Source organism: Leptotrichia buccalis C-1013-b (assembly GCF_000023905.1).
GTDB lineage: Bacteria > Fusobacteriota > Fusobacteriia > Fusobacteriales > Leptotrichiaceae > Leptotrichia > Leptotrichia buccalis.
On the sequence record NC_013192.1, the window covers coordinates 691,919 to 708,917 of the forward strand.

17 protein-coding genes are annotated in these 16,999 nt (G+C 30.7%); all 17 read left to right on the forward strand.

Annotated elements, in window-relative coordinates; all coding sequences use genetic code 11:
* Positions 1-3 precede the first annotated feature (3 nt).
* The 17 genes from LEBU_RS03190 (at position 4) to atpG (ending at position 16,950) form a co-directional block, all read left to right on the forward strand.
* Positions 4-1,047: a type II secretion system F family protein gene (locus tag LEBU_RS03190; protein WP_015768886.1), complete on the forward strand. Its 1,044-nt coding sequence runs from the start codon at positions 4-6 to the stop codon at positions 1,045-1,047.
* A gap of 316 nt (positions 1,048-1,363) precedes the next feature.
* On the forward strand, positions 1,364-2,008 hold the full coding sequence (locus LEBU_RS03195) for an O-methyltransferase (RefSeq protein ID WP_015768887.1): 645 nt from the start codon (positions 1,364-1,366) through the stop codon (positions 2,006-2,008).
* Between the two features lie 278 nt (positions 2,009-2,286).
* The gene (locus LEBU_RS03200) at positions 2,287-3,033 is read left to right on the forward strand and encodes an endonuclease/exonuclease/phosphatase family protein (RefSeq protein ID WP_015768888.1); all 747 of its coding nucleotides are present in this window, start codon (positions 2,287-2,289) and stop codon (positions 3,031-3,033) included.
* A gap of 377 nt (positions 3,034-3,410) precedes the next feature.
* On the forward strand, positions 3,411-4,460 hold the full coding sequence (argC, locus tag LEBU_RS03205) for an N-acetyl-gamma-glutamyl-phosphate reductase (protein WP_015768889.1): 1,050 nt from the start codon (positions 3,411-3,413) through the stop codon (positions 4,458-4,460).
* Between the two features lie 31 nt (positions 4,461-4,491).
* Positions 4,492-5,724, forward strand: coding sequence for a bifunctional glutamate N-acetyltransferase/amino-acid acetyltransferase ArgJ (argJ, locus tag LEBU_RS03210; RefSeq protein WP_015768890.1), 1,233 nt, complete (start codon positions 4,492-4,494; stop codon positions 5,722-5,724).
* A 24-nt stretch (positions 5,725-5,748) separates the two neighbouring features.
* Positions 5,749-6,639, forward strand: coding sequence for an acetylglutamate kinase (argB, locus tag LEBU_RS03215; RefSeq protein WP_015768891.1), 891 nt, complete (start codon positions 5,749-5,751; stop codon positions 6,637-6,639).
* 27 nt (positions 6,640-6,666) lie between these two features.
* Positions 6,667-7,854: an aspartate aminotransferase family protein gene (locus tag LEBU_RS03220; RefSeq protein ID WP_015768892.1), complete on the forward strand. Its 1,188-nt coding sequence runs from the start codon at positions 6,667-6,669 to the stop codon at positions 7,852-7,854.
* Positions 7,855-7,939: 85 nt separating this feature from the next.
* Positions 7,940-8,488 (forward strand): LptF/LptG permease family protein, encoded by a 549-nt coding sequence (locus LEBU_RS03225; protein WP_015768893.1) that lies wholly within the window; start codon positions 7,940-7,942, stop codon positions 8,486-8,488.
* A gap of 9 nt (positions 8,489-8,497) precedes the next feature.
* Entirely contained in the window at positions 8,498-9,487 is a 990-nt protein-coding gene (gene argF, locus LEBU_RS03230) for an ornithine carbamoyltransferase (protein ID WP_015768894.1), read from the forward strand.
* 136 nt (positions 9,488-9,623) lie between these two features.
* Entirely contained in the window at positions 9,624-10,865 is a 1,242-nt protein-coding gene (locus LEBU_RS03235; protein ID WP_015768895.1) for a glycoside hydrolase family 10-like protein, read from the forward strand.
* Between the two features lie 233 nt (positions 10,866-11,098).
* Complete coding sequence (atpB, locus tag LEBU_RS03240) at positions 11,099-11,995, forward strand: F0F1 ATP synthase subunit A (RefSeq protein ID WP_015768896.1); 897 nt, start codon at positions 11,099-11,101, stop codon at positions 11,993-11,995.
* Between the two features lie 49 nt (positions 11,996-12,044).
* Positions 12,045-12,281 (forward strand): ATP synthase F0 subunit C, encoded by a 237-nt coding sequence (gene atpE / locus LEBU_RS03245; protein ID WP_015768897.1) that lies wholly within the window; start codon positions 12,045-12,047, stop codon positions 12,279-12,281.
* A 33-nt stretch (positions 12,282-12,314) separates the two neighbouring features.
* The gene (locus LEBU_RS03250) at positions 12,315-13,487 is read left to right on the forward strand and encodes a hypothetical protein (protein ID WP_015768898.1); all 1,173 of its coding nucleotides are present in this window, start codon (positions 12,315-12,317) and stop codon (positions 13,485-13,487) included.
* Between the two features lie 39 nt (positions 13,488-13,526).
* Positions 13,527-14,021 (forward strand): F0F1 ATP synthase subunit B, encoded by a 495-nt coding sequence (gene atpF / locus LEBU_RS03255; protein ID WP_015768899.1) that lies wholly within the window; start codon positions 13,527-13,529, stop codon positions 14,019-14,021.
* Position 14,022: 1 nt separating this feature from the next.
* Entirely contained in the window at positions 14,023-14,550 is a 528-nt protein-coding gene (gene atpH / locus LEBU_RS03260) for an ATP synthase F1 subunit delta (RefSeq protein WP_015768900.1), read from the forward strand.
* Positions 14,551-14,568: 18 nt separating this feature from the next.
* On the forward strand, positions 14,569-16,074 hold the full coding sequence (gene atpA, locus LEBU_RS03265; RefSeq protein ID WP_015768901.1) for a F0F1 ATP synthase subunit alpha: 1,506 nt from the start codon (positions 14,569-14,571) through the stop codon (positions 16,072-16,074).
* A 15-nt stretch (positions 16,075-16,089) separates the two neighbouring features.
* A complete protein-coding gene (gene atpG, locus LEBU_RS03270; protein ID WP_015768902.1) occupies positions 16,090-16,950 on the forward strand; it encodes an ATP synthase F1 subunit gamma in 861 nt (286 codons plus the stop codon).
* Positions 16,951-16,999: the final 49 nt, after the last annotated feature.

Below are 16,999 nucleotides of genomic sequence, written 5' to 3' on the forward strand. Positions count from 1 at the left end.
AAAATGGCAAGTATTATAAAGAGCAAGGAAAGTGAAATTAGTGAAAAAGACTTGCTATCGTTTACGAAAAGTGTATATTATTTATTAAATGGTAAAATTTCGCTAATTGATACACTTGGAATTGTTGCACAGAATTATAGTGGAGATTTGAAAAGTAAGATAATTCGTACAAAACAGCAGATTGAAAAGGGAGTTTCTCTTCATAGGGCTTTTTCAAAGATTACTGCAAATAAAGAATTTATGGAAATGGTAAAAATTGGGGAAGAAACTGGAAATTTGGAAATAGTCTTTAAGAATCTGTATGAAAAATACGAGTTTAATCAGAAAATAAAAAAAGATGTGAAAAATTTGAGCATTTATCCAATAACAGTTATAATTACAGCATTAGTAATTGTGTTTATATTGTTAAAGTTTGTTGTACCTAAATTTGTCCTAATTTATTCTGACATTGGGCAGGAATTACCGAGAGTTACGCAAATTGTGATAAATATTAGTAAAATAACGGATAAATATGGTATTTTTCTTTTAATTGCCATAATTTTTTTATTTTTTGGATTAAAAAATTGGAAAGGAAAAAATGAAAAGAATTTTGAAAAAATTTTTTTAGAAATGAAACTGGTTGGGCAAATGTATAAAAATATTTGCATATTGAATTTTACAAGAAATATGTATTCTCTGACAGATGCCAATGTTCCATTGATTCAATCCTTAAAAATGTGTACAAATTCCAAAAGTTATATTTTAAATGAGGAACTGAAAAAAATTATTTTAAAAATAGAAAAAGGTGAGAGTATTCAAAAATCCTTTAAACATACGACTTTTTTTGATAATGAATACGTAAGTTTCCTTGCAATTGGAGAAAAGACCGGCGAAATGAAAATATCATTTTTTAATTTGAATGAAATTTATTACGAAAAAGTTAGCGAGAAAATAAAATGGTTTTTAAAAATGTTTGAGCCGCTTTCGATAATTTTTATCGGAGTAATTATTGGGCTTATTGTATTTTCAGTTATGCTGCCTATTTTTAAAATGGGGGAAATGCTGTAAATATTAAATTAAAAATATAAAAAATTAAAGTTGGAAACTGGAATTTTAGATTTAACACAAAAATTCTATTCTTTATTAAAATACAGGATTTATTAGGAACTATTATTAGTAAAGGGGAGGAAAGGCTTCTTATAAGCGAATAAATAAAATGTATATTTTAAAAAGGGGAATAAATTGTTTGGTTTTTCTAAAATAATTTAGATTATAGCAAAGATAGTTTAAAATTTGACTCAAAGATTACAAACATGCTGCTAAAATTTTGGAGGTTTAATTTTAAATGAATATCAATATACAATAAAAGAAAAAAGGAAAATTTATGATAGAAAATTTTATGGAATCATCGAAATATGCACAGAATTTGTTTAAAATAAGGAATGAAATTATACAGGATATAAAAAACGAAAGTTTAGATGAAAATGTGCCGATTATTACAGATGAAGTGCTAAATTATATGATTTTTACTGCTAGAAATATAAAGGCTCGAAATATTTTGGAAATTGGTACAGCGACAGGTTATTCAGGACTATTTTTAGCACAAATCGCTAATGAAAATAGCGGGTTTTTGACAACAATGGAAATTGATGAAATTCGTTATGGAAAAGCTGTGGAAAATTTTAAGAAACTTGGATTATTTGAAAAGAATAAGATGATTTTTGGAGATGCTTTGGAAGAAATTCCGAAACTTGATAAGAATGTGAAATATGATTTTATTTTTATTGATGCGTCGAAAGGTCAGTATTTGAAGTTTTTTGAAATGAGTTATGAACTTCTCAATGAAAATGGAATTATTTTTATTGATAATCTAATGTTTCGTGGACTGGTTGCGGCAGATAAGGAAGAAATTCCAAAAAGATATAAGACAATTGTAAGAAGGCTCAAAGAGTTTATAGAAAAGTTGAATGAAGAGTATAATTTTGTACTGCTGCCGTTTGGAGATGGAGTTGGGATAGTAAAAAAATAAATCCTGTTAGACAATTTGGCAATTATAAATATGGAAAGTATTACTCAAGAAGTCAAACATCTTGTCAAAAATAAAAGAAAAGTATTAAAGTTGTCGAATATATTTATTTAATAGATATGTTCGATAACTTAAGTTTTTTATCTATACAAGGGGTCAAGACCCCTTGCTTCAAGATATTTATTTTATTAAATTCTAAGTTTGTATAGTTATCGAACAGGTCTAATGTTAAAGTGATTTGTATAATTTTGTGAAGATACAAGAAAGAGAAGTGAGGAGAAATGAAATTTCTTTTGTATAATATTCGATATGGGACTGGAAAATATTTGAATCAGCCGTTTAAGCATATGCGAGGGTATTTGGGACGCTCTGTAAGGCATATATATCGCATTGGTAAATTTATTAATAAATATAAGCCTGATATTGTGGGACTTGTAGAGGTTGATCTTGGCTCATTTAGAATGTACAGCAGAAATCAGGCTACGCTTCTTGGGAGAATTACGAGAAATAATAATGTTTATCAGTATAAATATGAGGAAGATTCTAATTATATGAAATTTCCGATGGTGAGAAAGCAGGGGAATGCTTTGCTTTCTAAAAAGCCTGTTTTACGAGAAGAATTTCATTATCTGGATATTGGAATGAAAAAATTGATTATTGAGGTGGAAACGGAAGATGTTGTAGTATTTCTAGTTCATTTGGCACTTGGTGGAAAAACACGGCAGAAACAGATTGTGCAGCTTTACAATTTTGTGAAAAACTGCAAAAAGCCAGTTATAGTTGCTGGAGATTTTAATGTGTTCTGGGGAGAAGAGGAAATTGAAATGTTTTTACAGGCTTCCAACCTGCGAAATATAAACATAAGAAAAGATCCGACTTTTCCGAGCTGGAATCCAAAAAGGGAACTTGATTTTATACTTTGCTCAAAGGAAATAAAAGTAAAAAGTTATGAAGTTATACAAACTCAGCTTTCGGATCATCTGCCGATATTAGTTGATTTTGAAATTGTAAAATCAGAAAAAAGATAGTTTTTTGTTCATAAAATCTATATCATTAATTCTATTAATGTTATCATTAAAAACTTATATATTTAATATATTGATTTTGTATTATTTTTCTGCTATAATAGATTTATCAAAAAACAAATTAAAATGATGGGAGGAAAAGATTATGAAAATGATAAGAAGGATAAGGGATAATAAATTTACATAATTTAATTATAAACCCTTGTCAGATGGTGTATAGTCATTTTTATAATGGATTCCTGTTTTATATAAAAATTTTATTTTTGCCAATGACTTTTGGGTTATTGGCTCTTTGTTTTTATATACAATTTGTATAATTTTATTTAGAGCCTGTAAAAAAGGGCTTTTTTTTTTATAAAAAATTTAAGGAGATGGTAATTATGATAAAAGTTGGAGTTATTGGAGCGACTGGATATGCTGGACAGCAGTTAGTATGGATATTGAATAACCATAAAGAAGTGAAAATTGAGTTTATTTCTTCGTATTCAAATGCTGGGGAAAATATGGGGGATGTGTATGCGAATTATAAAAAATATTTTGAGAAAAAATTGATTTCTCAGGAAGAGGCTGAAAAGAGTTTTGGAAAAATTGATGTGTTGTTTTTGGCATTGCCGCATGGATTGTCGGAAAAGATGACTAAGAAGGCACTTGAAAATGATGTAAAAGTTTTTGATTTGGGAGCAGATTTCAGGCTGGATGATTCGGAAACTTATGAAAAATGGTATGATGTTAAGCATGAGTTTCCTGAAATTAATCAGAGTGCAGTTTATGGCTTGCCTGAGATAAATAGGGGAAAAATAAAGGAAAGTCAAGTTATTGCATGTCCGGGGTGTTATCCGACATCAGCGATATTGGGAGCAGCGCCACTTTTAAAAAATAAAGTTGTAAAAACGGATAAAATAATAATTGATTCAAAATCTGGAGTTTCAGGAGCAGGGAGAAGTGCCAAAATAGATACAATTTTTACAGAAGTAAATGAAAACTTTAAGGCTTACGGAGTTTTAAAGCATAGACATACGCCTGAAATAAAGCAGGAAATGGATAAATTATCAGAAAGCGATATAAACGTAGTGTTTACTCCGCATTTATTACCGATAAATAGAGGGATTCTTTCAACAATTTATTTGGAAGTAAATGAAAAATGGAAGGAAAGTTTGACGGAAGAAAAGATTTATGAAATTTATAATGAGTTTTATAAAAATGAGTATTTTATAAGGGTTACTGAAAATTTGCCTGAGATAAAAAATGTGAAAAATAGTAATATTTGTGAAATTGGTGTCCGTTATGACTCAAAAAGTGGGAATATTATTGTAATTTCTGCGATTGACAACCTTATAAAAGGAGCAGGAGGGCAAGCTGTTCAAAGTATGAATATTATGTTTGGGTTTGAAGAAAATATGGGACTGGAATTTTTATCAATGTATATTTAAAAAAAACTAACTGTTAAAAGGAGTGATTTTTATGAAAATAATAAAAGATGGGACAATTACTAATGTTAAAGGGATAAAGGCGGCAGGAATATCGGCACAGTTGAAAAAAAGCGGAAAAAAAGACTTGGCATTGATTTATAGTGAAAAAAAGGCAGTTTCAGCTGCGGTGTTTACAAAAAATCTTGTAAAAGCGGCTCCGATTATTTTGAATATGGAAAATATAAAAAATGGAAACACACAGGGAATTATTGTAAATAGCGGGAATGCTAATTCGTGTACTGGAGAAACTGGACTTGAAAATGCTAAAAAAATGACGGAATTTGCAGCAAATGAACTGGGACTCAAAAAAGAGGAGATTTTGGTGCAGTCTACTGGAATTATTGGAGTTCAGCTGGATATGGAAAAAATAGAAACTGGAATTAGTAAAATTTGCAAGGAAATATCGAAGGATGGAGGAAATGACGCAGCGTCGGCAATTATGACAACGGACACTTTTACAAAACAGATTTGTGCAGAAATTGAAATAGATGGAAAAACAGTAACAGTTGCGGGAATGGCAAAAGGTTCTGGGATGATACATCCAAATATGGCTACAATGCTGGCTTTCACAGTAACGGATGTAAATATTGAAAAATCGTTGCTGCAAAAAATATTTTCTGAAATTACAGACAGCACATTTAATATGATTTCAGTTGACGGAGATACAAGTACAAATGATATGGCTTGTGTTATTGCTAATGGAGCTTCCGAAAATAAAAAAATTATCGATGAAAATTCTGAAGGATACAGCAAATTTAAAGAGGCACTTCATTTTGTGAATCAGGAGCTGGCAAAGTTGATTGCAAAAGATGGAGAAGGGGCGACAAAATTAATTGAAGTTACTGTAACTGGGGCAAAAAGTAAAAAAGACGCACAAAAAGTTGCAAAATCAGTAATAACTTCGAGTCTTTTCAAAGCGGCTGTATTTGGGGAAGATCCAAACTGGGGAAGAATCCTTTGTGCTGTAGGTTATTCTGAAGCGAAACTTATTGTTGATAAAATAAATATTTTTCTTGGAAATGATATTAATGCTTTACAAAAAGGAGTTCAAGTTGCAAAAAATGGCATGGGAATAGAATTTGACAACGAAAAGGCTGTTAAAATTTTGAAAAATGGGAAAGTTGAAATTTTGATTGAACTGAATGATGGAGAGTTTTCTTCGACTGCGTGGGGATGTGACTTGAGTTATGATTACGTGAAAATAAATGCTGAATATCATACATAAGAAAATAATCTGGAGGATAGAATAATGGTATCAAATTTACAGAAGGCTAAAATATTGGTAAATGCCTTGCCATATATAAAAAAATATTATGGGCAGACAATAGTTATAAAATATGGTGGAAGCGCCATGGTTGACAAAACTGCACGAAAACAGTTTATTAAAGATGTTGTACTTATGAAATACATTGGTATAAATCCTGTAATTGTACATGGTGGCGGCCCTGAAATTAATGAAATGCTTCAAAAAATTGGAAAAGAAAGTAAATTTATTGCGGGAAATCGTGTGACTGATGGGGAAACTGTGGAGATTGTGGAAATGGTTCTTTCTGGGAAAGTAAATAAGGGAATTGTTGCAGATATTAATAAATATGGCGGGAAAGCTGTTGGAATAAGCGGAAAAGATGATAATATGATTTTAGTTAGGCAAAAGTATATTGAAGAAAAAAGTGAAAATAGCGAGGAAACAAAGAAAATTGATATTGGATTTGTGGGAGAAATTGAAAATATTAATACTGAAATTATAAAGGTGCTTGAAAAAAGTGACTATATTCCAGTAATTTCGTCAATAGGAACTGATAAAAATGGACAGACTTATAATATAAATGCCGATTATGTGGCAGGGGAAATTGCGGGAAAATTAAATGCAGATAGAATGATATTTTTAACGGATGTTGATGGAATATTGCTTGATTATCACGATAAGCAGACGCTTATTGATGAAATTGACGTTTATCACGTAAATAAATTAATTGAAAAAGGTATAATTAGTGGAGGAATGCTACCTAAAGTGAATACTTGCCTAAAAGCCATTGAAAAAGGGGTGGAAAATGTGATTATTTTAAATGGGAAGCTGGAACATTCATTATTATTGGAGTTGTTTACAGAGGAAGGAGCTGGAACTTTAATAAAAAAATAAATTAAATTTTAGAAGGGAAGCAAAAAAATGTTATTAAATGTATATAGTCGATATAATGTAATTTTTGACAAGGGGGAAGGAAGCTATATTTTTGATATCGAAGGGAATAAATATATCGATTTTGTATCGGGAATATCGGTAAACTGTCTGGGGCATGCAAGTCCAGTAATTATAAATGCTCTAACTGAACAAAGTAAAAAATTGATACATATTTCAAATCTTTATTACAGCGAGCCTCAATTAGAGCTGGCAAAAAAACTTACAGAAAACAGTGCGATGGAGAAAGTATTTTTTACTAACAGTGGAACAGAAGCAATTGAACTGGCAGTAAAAATTGCTCACAAATATGGTAATAATTTATCGTATGATGAAAATGGAAATAAAATTATTGACAAAACTGAAATAATTTATATGAAAAATTCATTTCACGGACGCTCAACAGGAGCATTAGCAATAACAGGACAGCCTAAATACCAGAAGCCTTTTGAGCCTTTGATTTCTAATGTTACACAATGTAATTTTAATGATGTGAAAGATTTGAAGGCAAAAGTGAGTGAAAAAACGGCAGCCATAATTTTGGAGCCAATTCAGGGAGAAAGTGGGCTGGAAAGTGCAACACCCGAATTTATGCAGGCGATAAAGGAGTTGAGTGAAAAATATAATGCACTTGTGATTTTTGATGAAATTCAATGCGGGATGGGAAGAACTGGAAAATTGTTTGCTTATGAAAATTTTGAGATTATTCCAGATATTGTCACTGTGGCAAAATCGCTTGGTGGCGGTGTTCCAATTGGAGCAACTCTTACAAAGGGCAAGGCAAACGATGTTTTGAAGCCTGGAGATCATGGTTCGACTTATGGGGGAAATCCGCTAGTTTGTGCTGTTGCAAATGCTGTTTTGCATGAATTGATTGACAATAAACTGGTTGAAAAGGATGTTGTGGAAAAAGGGCAGTATTCTCTTAAAAAATTGGAAGAATTGAAGGGGAAATATAATTTTATTGATGAAATTCGTGGAAAAGGGCTGCTTTTGGGAATAAAATTTGACGAAAGCAAAGTTTTGGCAAAAGATGTAGTTTTAAAGGCATTGGAAAATGGGCTGCTGCTAGTTGGAGCTGGAAATAACGTTGTGAGATTTTTCCCGCCATTTAATGTGAAAACTGAAGAAATTGATGAAGCAGTATCAATATTGAGCAAAGTTTTGGAAACGTTTTAGTCTTTTTTATAATATTGTAAATTAGAGGTTATTGAGGTAAAATTATAATGAAGGAATAAAAAAATTATAAATAAAGGTGAGACTTATGAAAATTTTTAGAAAAATTGCGATAATAGCTGTTTTGTTAAGTTTGATAAGTTTTGGTAATTCAAATATTGAAAGTAAGATTGCTCAAATTAGGAAAGATTACAAAGGTACTAATGCTATAAAGAATTATATTGTGAAGGAAATTGAGGATGATGAACAGAGTATAGAGGGTGGTGTTATAAGATATTATTTTCAAAATAGAATTGTTAAGAAAATTGTAACTGAATATTTTGGTGAAACCTGGAGAGGAACGACGGAGTATTACGTGAAAAATGGAAAAGTTTATTTTATTTTTAATAGAACTGAAAAATATAATGTTCCATATTATATAAATGCTGATTGGTACAGAGAAAATGATGTGGAAATTGGAGAAGTATTTGACAGTAAAAAGTCGGAAATTTTTGAAAAGAGATACTATTTTGATGAAAATATGAAATTGATCCGATATACTGATGAAAATAAAAAAAATATTGAAAATGTACAAAAATTGAAAGAAATTGAAAAAGAGATTTTAAATGAATATTTTAGAATAAAAAATAGAAATTAAGGAGAAAATATGTTAAAAGGAAAATCATTTTTAAAATTATTAGACTTTACAACAGAAGAATTACAATATTTACTAGATTTGGCCAAAAAATTGAAGGAAGATAAGAAAAATAAGACTGAGAAAAAAAAATTGACTGGTAAAAATATTGCATTGATTTTTGAAAAGACTTCGACACGTACTAGATGTGCTTTTGAAGTTGCGGCTTATAATCAGGGAGCAAATGTTACGTATATTGGGCCTTCTACTTCTCAGATGAATGATAAGGAGTCGATCGAGGATACTGCAAAAGTTCTGGGAAGATTTTATGATGGAATTGAGTATCGTGGATATGGACAGAATTTGATAGAAGCATTGGCCAAACATTCTGGCGTGCCTGTGTGGAATGGACTTACGACTGAGTTTCATCCAACACAGGTTTTAGCGGATTTTTTAACTATTTTAGAGAAAAAGGGAACTTTGAAGGGAATTAAGTTTGCGTATCTTGGAGATGGAAAAAATAATATGGCAAGTTCACTTATGATTGGTGCAGCAAAATTTGGGATGGATTTTAGAATTGTTGCTCCGAAAGAATATTTTCCAGATAAAGAATTGGCTGAAACTGCATTGAAACTGGCTGAAGAAAATGGAGGGCGTGTTTCATTTACGGATGATAGAATTGGGGGAGTGAAAGATGCGGATGTGATTTATACGGATGTCTGGGTTTCGATGGGAGAATCTTATGATGTGTGGGAAGAAAGAATAAATCGACTTTCATATTATCAGGTAAATAGTGAGCTTATAAAACACGCAAAGGATGACTATCTGTTTATGCATTGCCTGCCTGCATTTCATGACTTAAATACAAAAGTTGCAAAGGAAATTGAAAAGAAGTACGGAATTAAGGAAATGGAAGTTACTGATGAAGTGTTTAGAAGTAAAAATTCAGTGGTATTTGATGAGGCGGAAAACAGAATGCATACGATTAAGGCAGTTATGGTAGCAACTTTAGGTGATATTTAATTTTTAAATTTTAAAAAATTGTATTAATTAAATTAAAACTGTGAAAAAAAGCTAAAAATAAGGATAATATATTGAAATATTAGAAAAAATATACTAAAATGATATTGAAGATTAAACATTCAGAAAGGAGAAATTGGTGAAGTCAATTTTAAAGAAAATATCATTATTAGCAATTACAGTTTTAACGGCAGCTACATTGAATGCCTCGAATATTATAGTGGGAAGTAATAACAATGCAGCAAAAGTTAGTAATCAAAAGGTTACAAAAAATAAAGAATTAAGAGGTGTCTGGGTAGCAAGTGTCAGCAATATCGACTGGCCTTCTAAAAAAGGACTTAGTGTGGATCAGCAAAAAAGAGAATTTTTGACAATCCTTGATAATGTGAAGAAGTGGAATATGAATGCAGTATTTGTACAAGTAAAACCTGCTTCGGATGCTTTTTATCCATCTAAATATTCACCATGGTCTGAATATTTGACAGGAACTCAAGGAATAAATCCAGGATACGATCCATTAAAATTCATGGTAGAAGAAGCTCATAAGAGAGGTATTGAATTTCATGCATGGTTTAATCCATACAGACTTTCAACTTCAGGTTCAAGAGATAGATTATCAAGTGATAATATTGGACGTAAAAAACCTGAATGGACAGTAGCTTACGGAGGGCAATTATACTTAAATCCAGGAATTCCTGAAGTTAATGATTATGTTGTGAATAGTATTGTTGAAGTTGTAAAGAACTACGATATTGATGGTGTTCATATGGATGATTATTTCTATCCATATAAAGTTAAAAATCAAGAATATCCAGATTCTGCACAATTTAAAAAATATGGAAGTAAATTTTCTTCAATTGGAGATTGGAGAAGAAATAACGTAAATACTTTAATTGAAAAATTACATAATTCAATTAAAAAAGAAAAAGAAAATGTGGAATTTGGAATAAGTCCATTTGGTGTATGGAGAAATGCGTCTACTGATCCAGTAAGAGGTTCTCAAACAACTGCAGGTGTACAAAATTATGACGATTTGTATGCAGATATTTTACTTTGGATGAATAAAGGATGGATAGACTATGTAGCGCCGCAAATTTACTGGAATCAAGGACATAAAGCCGCTGAGTATAATACGCTTGTAAAATGGTGGAGTAAATATGCAGCACAAACAAATACAAACTTGTATATTGGACAGGCAGCATACAAAATAAATGAGTGGAAAAATGCTAAAGAGTTAATAAATCAGATAAATTTCAACAGAAATTATCCAGAAGTGAAAGGAAGTATTTTCTTTAGCTACAAATCATTATTAACAAATCCTAAAAATGCTACAAACGGTTTAGCACAAGGGCCTTATGCTAACACTAATATTGAAAATTAAGAGTTTAGATTTTTTAGAAATTGAAAAAAATAAGAAATAAAAAATTAAAAAATCAGTATTATTGAAGTAAAATGCAACTTTAATAGTGCTGGTTTTTTTATAGGGAAATTAAAATAGTGCTTTAAATATTTATAGTAATAAAATTTGCAAAATGAATTTAATTGGAGTATAATAAACATATGTAACAAAGTTTTTTTAATCTTTACTCAAAGTTGGGAGAAAGGAGGGAAATAATGAAAAGTAAAATTTGGAAATTTTTGGGATTCCTGTTTCTTATGATGATTGTTGTAAACTTGATTTTATCAATTATTTCGACAATTTTACCAGTAAGATTTGAATCACCAAGTTCCGTTGTAGAAGCACCGCATTATTTTAACTTTGTTCTAGGAAACTTTAGATTTTCACTTAGTCAGACAGTGCTTGATACTTGGGTAATTATGCTTATAATTATATTTCTTGTAAGAAAAGGGACAAAAAATATAAGTGTTGAAAATCCAAGTAAGATGCAGATTATAATGGAAGAGTATTACCATTTTATTGAAAATACATTTTTGACTACATTTGGAAAACATAAAAAAAACTATATACCATTTTTTTCGGCATTGTTCATATTTATAATGTTCTCAAACTTAAGTACATTTTTATTTCCATTCATTATGATGGGAGTAACAGAAAATGGAGTTAAAACGATAAAACCATTTTTTAGAACTCCGACAGCCGATCCAAATACAACAATAGGATTATCACTTATAGTAATTGTTATTTTCTTAGCAGTTTCTATAAAACAGCATGGATTAAAAGGGTATATAAAAACATTATTTGAACCAATGTGGTTTATGTTCCCGCTAAATGTAGTAGATATTTTTTCAAAAGTGTTAAATACATCAATGCGGTTATTTGGAAATATGCTTGCAGGACTTGTAATTGTTGGGCTTTTATACAGTCTTGTAGGACGTGGAATGCTTCAGTCATTGACACATGATATGCTGAAGGGAAGTTTTTCATTTTCAGTCGGATGGCCGATGCTTATACAGCTTTATCTAGATTTATTTATTGGGATTGTACAGGCATTTGTATTTACAATACTTTCATCAGTCTATGTAAGTGAAGCGTTGGGTGAAGAAGAGTAAAAATTTTAAAATAAAAATTATTAAATCAATAAAACAGGAGGATTAAAGAATGAAGGAAATGATTCAAGCAGCAGCTTTATTAGGAGCAGGTATTGCAGCAGTAGGAGGAATTGGAGCAGGATTAGGACAGGGAATTGCAACTGGATATGCAGTAGAAGCAGTTTCAAGACAGCCTGAAGCTAAACAGGATATTATGCAGACATTAATTACAGGATTGGCAATTACTGAGTCATCAGCGATTTATGCATTGGTTATAGCATTCTTGTTAATTTTCTTAAAAGGATAAAAATAAAAAATTAAGAAGAGATAGGTTGGAGCAATGAAGAATTTAAAAAAAATAACGGTAACTTTAACAGCTTTATCTGGAGCAATGTTTTCAAATTCAGCTTTTGGTGCATCAAATTCAGATAATTCCGATACAGGAGCAAAAACTACAAAAAAATCGAATACTCAAACGAAAAAAAATAAAAAAACATCAAATTCAAAGAAAAAAAGTTCTAGTACTCTAAAGGAAAGTACTTTAAAAGCAACAAAGTCAACTTCATCTAATAAAATTGCTGGTAAGATAACAGCAAGACCAGCTACAGAAAAGAAAAGTAGAAATAAAAATAAAAAATTGCGAACTAAATCTTCAGCACAAAAATCTAAGGAAAGTTCTAAAATAATTAAAAAAATAAATAAAGAAATTGCAAAAAAAGAAATAAATGTAAATTCTAAGAAGATAATAAAAGATAAGAAGGATGAAATTGAAAAAGCTTATGCAAGCCAAAAACTAGAAGATTTTCAAAAACCGACTGACAAAAATGATTCGGAAAATAATTCAGAGCTTGTAAAACAAAATGAAGAAATTGAAAATGATGTTAAAGTGGAAAAACCTGTAACAGAAGAAAAAGAAGAAGAAAGAGTACTTTCTACCGCTTCGCCAGTGTCTACTCAAAATTATAAGGTTTCTTATATTGAAATTAACAGTATTGATACTAATAGTAATGGAAAACTGACTAAATCTACTAAAATGGACATCAGCTTTGGTGTAGAACTGGAAGTAAAAAATCCTGAAATTGAGCTTGAGAATGTAAAGGTATATTTAGTAACTCCAGGAAAAAGAGAAAAATTGATTATCGATTCTAAAGTTCCAAAAGAAAGAACTGTAAGAAGTGAAAATGAAGGACTTTTTGAAGCATGGATTACTAATGTTGGTATGAAATCGAATATTAAAAATTTTGATAACGAGAAAATTGATAATCATATAAGATGGAATGGAACATCTGGAATAATGGGAAGTGTATCATTTAAAGATTTGATAAAAACACCAGCAGAAAAAAATGAAATGGATAAAAAAAGTTTTTTTGAAAAAATAAAAAGTTTGGTTTCACCAGGTAATCAATACAGTTATTTATTTAAGTTTGTAATAAAAGCAAAAGATAAAGAAGAGGAACTAATTTATCAACCAGCCATTTTCAATGTTAAATTAATGGGAGCTAAAAAAATATAAAAATAAAAGGAACAAAAATAGAATTAATAAGGAGTAAAAATGAATGAAGGAGCAAAATTAGTAAACATAGACTTTACGATGGCTATTCAAATAATAAACTTTATAGTATTAGTCTATTTTTTTTCACGAACTTTTGCAAAAAAAATCGGCAAAGTGCTTGAAGATAGAAAGAAATTAGCTTTATCTGAAATGGAAATTGTCGAAAATGAAAAAGAAAAATTAGAAGAACAGAAAAAAACAATGGAAAAATTGAAAAAAGAATCCAAAAGACGTGCAAACGATATTCTGATAAAAGCCGAAAGACAGGCGGATGATAGAAAAGATCAAATTATATCGCAAGCTATGAGTAATCGTGAAAGAATGATGATGAAAGCAGAAGCCGATATTGAAAAAATGCGTCAAAATGCCAAATTTGAACTTCAAAAGGAAGTTGGAGAAATGGCAGTTGAACTTGCAGAAAAAATTATTAAGGAAAATATCGACGAAAAACAAGATGCAACTATTAATAAGTTTATTAATGAGATAGGAGATTAAAATGGCTAATGATGAAATTGCAAAAAGATATGCAGGAGCAATTTATAATATAGCAAAATCTTCTGACAGTGTAAATGAAGTTAGGGAAGTATTGAATATTCTTATGGAAAATTATGAGGAAAGTGAGGAATTTAGAAAGATTCTGGAAGATCCTTTAAAAAAGTTTTCTAAAAAAGAAAAGTTTTTGGAAAAATCTTTTAACCATACAAGCAAGGAATCACTTGGAGTAATAAAATATATTGTAAAAAAGCAAAGATTATCGTTAATCGGAGAAATAAAAGATTATTTTTTAAAACTTTATTATGAAGAAAATAATAAACTTCCAGTAACTGCTATATTTGCAAAAGAGCTATCAGAAAAACAAAGAGAACAGTTAGTACAGAAATTAGAAAAAAAATACAATAAAAAGATTGTCTTAAATGTCAAAGTTGATAAGGAAATAATTGGCGGAGGAATTTTAAAAATTGGTAATGAAGTTATTAACGGTTCTATAAAAAATCAAATTGAGGAAATAAAGAAAAATTTTTAGAAACGGAGGTGCTTTTCTTTGAGAATCAAGCCAGAAGAAATAAGTAAAATAATCCGAAGCGAAATCGAAAATTACAAAAGTTCACTGGATATTTCCAATACTGGAACGGTTTTGGAAGTAGGAGATGGAATTGCCAGAATCTACGGATTAAGCGACGCTATGGCAGGAGAGCTTCTGCAATTTGAAAATGGAACTGTCGGAATGGCACTAAACTTGGAAGAAAGTAACATTGGAGCAGTAATTTTTGGAAAAACACAAGGTATAAAAGAAGGAAGCATAGTAAAAGGATTAGGAAAAGTAGCTGAAGTTCCAGCTGGAAATGAGCTGCTTGGAAGAGTAGTTGACGCACTTGGGACTCCTATTGATGGAAAAGGCTCTATAACAGCTGATAAATATATGCCAATTGAGCGACAGGCTTCAGGAATTATCGCAAGAAAACCTGTTACACAGCCTATGCAGACAGGAATAAAGGCAATAGATGGAATGTTTCCGATTGGAAAAGGGCAGAGGGAATTAATAATTGGAGATAGACAAACTGGAAAAACAGCAATTGCAATTGATGCCATTATAAATCAAAAAAATAACGATGTTTTATGTGTTTATGTTGCAATCGGTCAGAAAAGATCAACTGTTGCACAAATTTATAAAAAATTAGAAGAAGCAGGTGCATTAGAATATACAATTATAGTTGCAGCAACTGCATCAGAATCAGCACCACTTCAATATTTGGCACCATATTCAGGAGTTGCTATGGGTGAATATTTTATGGATCAAGGGAAAGATGTACTGATAGTTTATGATGATTTATCAAAACACGCTGTGGCTTATCGTGAAATGTCATTGTTATTGAAACGTCCACCAGGAAGGGAAGCATATCCAGGAGATGTTTTCTATCTGCATTCAAGACTTCTTGAAAGAGCAGCAAAATTAAGTGATAAATTGGGTGGAGGTTCAATTACCGCACTTCCAATTGTAGAAACACGTGCTGGAGATATTTCGGCATATATCCCAACAAATGTCATTTCGATAACAGATGGACAAATATTCTTGGAAACAGATTTGTTTAATTCGGGATTCAGACCAGCAATAAATGCGGGAGTTTCTGTATCACGGGTTGGAGGAGCTGCACAAATCAAGGCTATGAAGCAAGTTGCTTCAAAAGTAAAACTGGAACTTGCCCAATATAACGAACTTTTGGCATTCACACAATTTGGCTCAGATTTGGATAAAGCTACAAGAGATCAGCTTAACCGTGGATCTAAAATTATGGAAGTGTTAAAACAGCCGCAATACAGTCCGTACAGAGTTGAAGAACAAGTAATTTCATTTTATTGTGTAACAAACGGATATTTTGATGATGTTCCAAATGAAAAAGTGAGAGTATTTGAAAAAGATTTAATAGAAGCAATTAGAAATGATTCAAATATCTTAAATGAAATTTTGGAGAAAAAGTCGTTGGATGATGACTTGAAAAATGGGCTTGACGAATTTATAGTTAATTATAAAAAAGAATATGTCTGGTAAAGCAGGTGAAAATATATGGCAGCAAATATGAAAGAAATAAAGGAACGTATTGACAGCGTAAAAAGTACCAGTCAAATCACAAATGCGATGAATATTGTATCTTCTACCAAATTTAAAAGATTTCAGGTATTAACTTTAAAATCAAGAAATTATGCACGTGCTGTAGATGAGGCTTTTGATAATCTGGTTGCAAGTCTTACAGGAAATAAATTTGTAATTTTTGATGGAAAATCAGAAGTCAGAAGAGTCGGTATCATTGTAATGACATCAGATCGTGGGCTTTGTGGAAGTTTTAATTCAAATACTTTTAGAAGACTTGAAAATATGAAAAAGCAGTTTGAAAAGGAAGGCAAGGAAATTTCTGTTGTGACAATAGGAAGAAAAGCGAAGGAATATTGTAAAAATAGAAATATAAATGTTGACAGTGAATATACACAAATGATTCCCGAAACAATGTTTGAAACTGGGAAAAAAATTAGTGAAGATGTGGTACAATTTTATTTAAATGATTTTTATGATGAAGTTTACATGATTTATTCAAAATTTGTATCAGCAATTGAATATAATATTCAAATTGAAAAGTTACTCCCAATTGAGAAAAAAGAAGGATTGCCAACAAAGGAATATATCTTTGATCCATCAGAGGAGGAAGTGTTAAACTCATTTGTGCCACAAGTTCTGAATATAAAACTGTATCAGTCATTACTGGAAAATTCAGCGAGTGAACATTCAGCCAGAATGTCTGCAATGAAACAGGCTAACGACAATGCTTCTGAAATGATAAGAAATCTGGAAGTGCAGTATAATCGTGAAAGACAAGGACAAATAACACAAGAATTGACAGAAATTATAAGCGGTTCTTTAGGAGTACAATAATTTTTATACAAAATTAAAGAATCAAAAGCAGAAAATTAAGAAGGAGGTC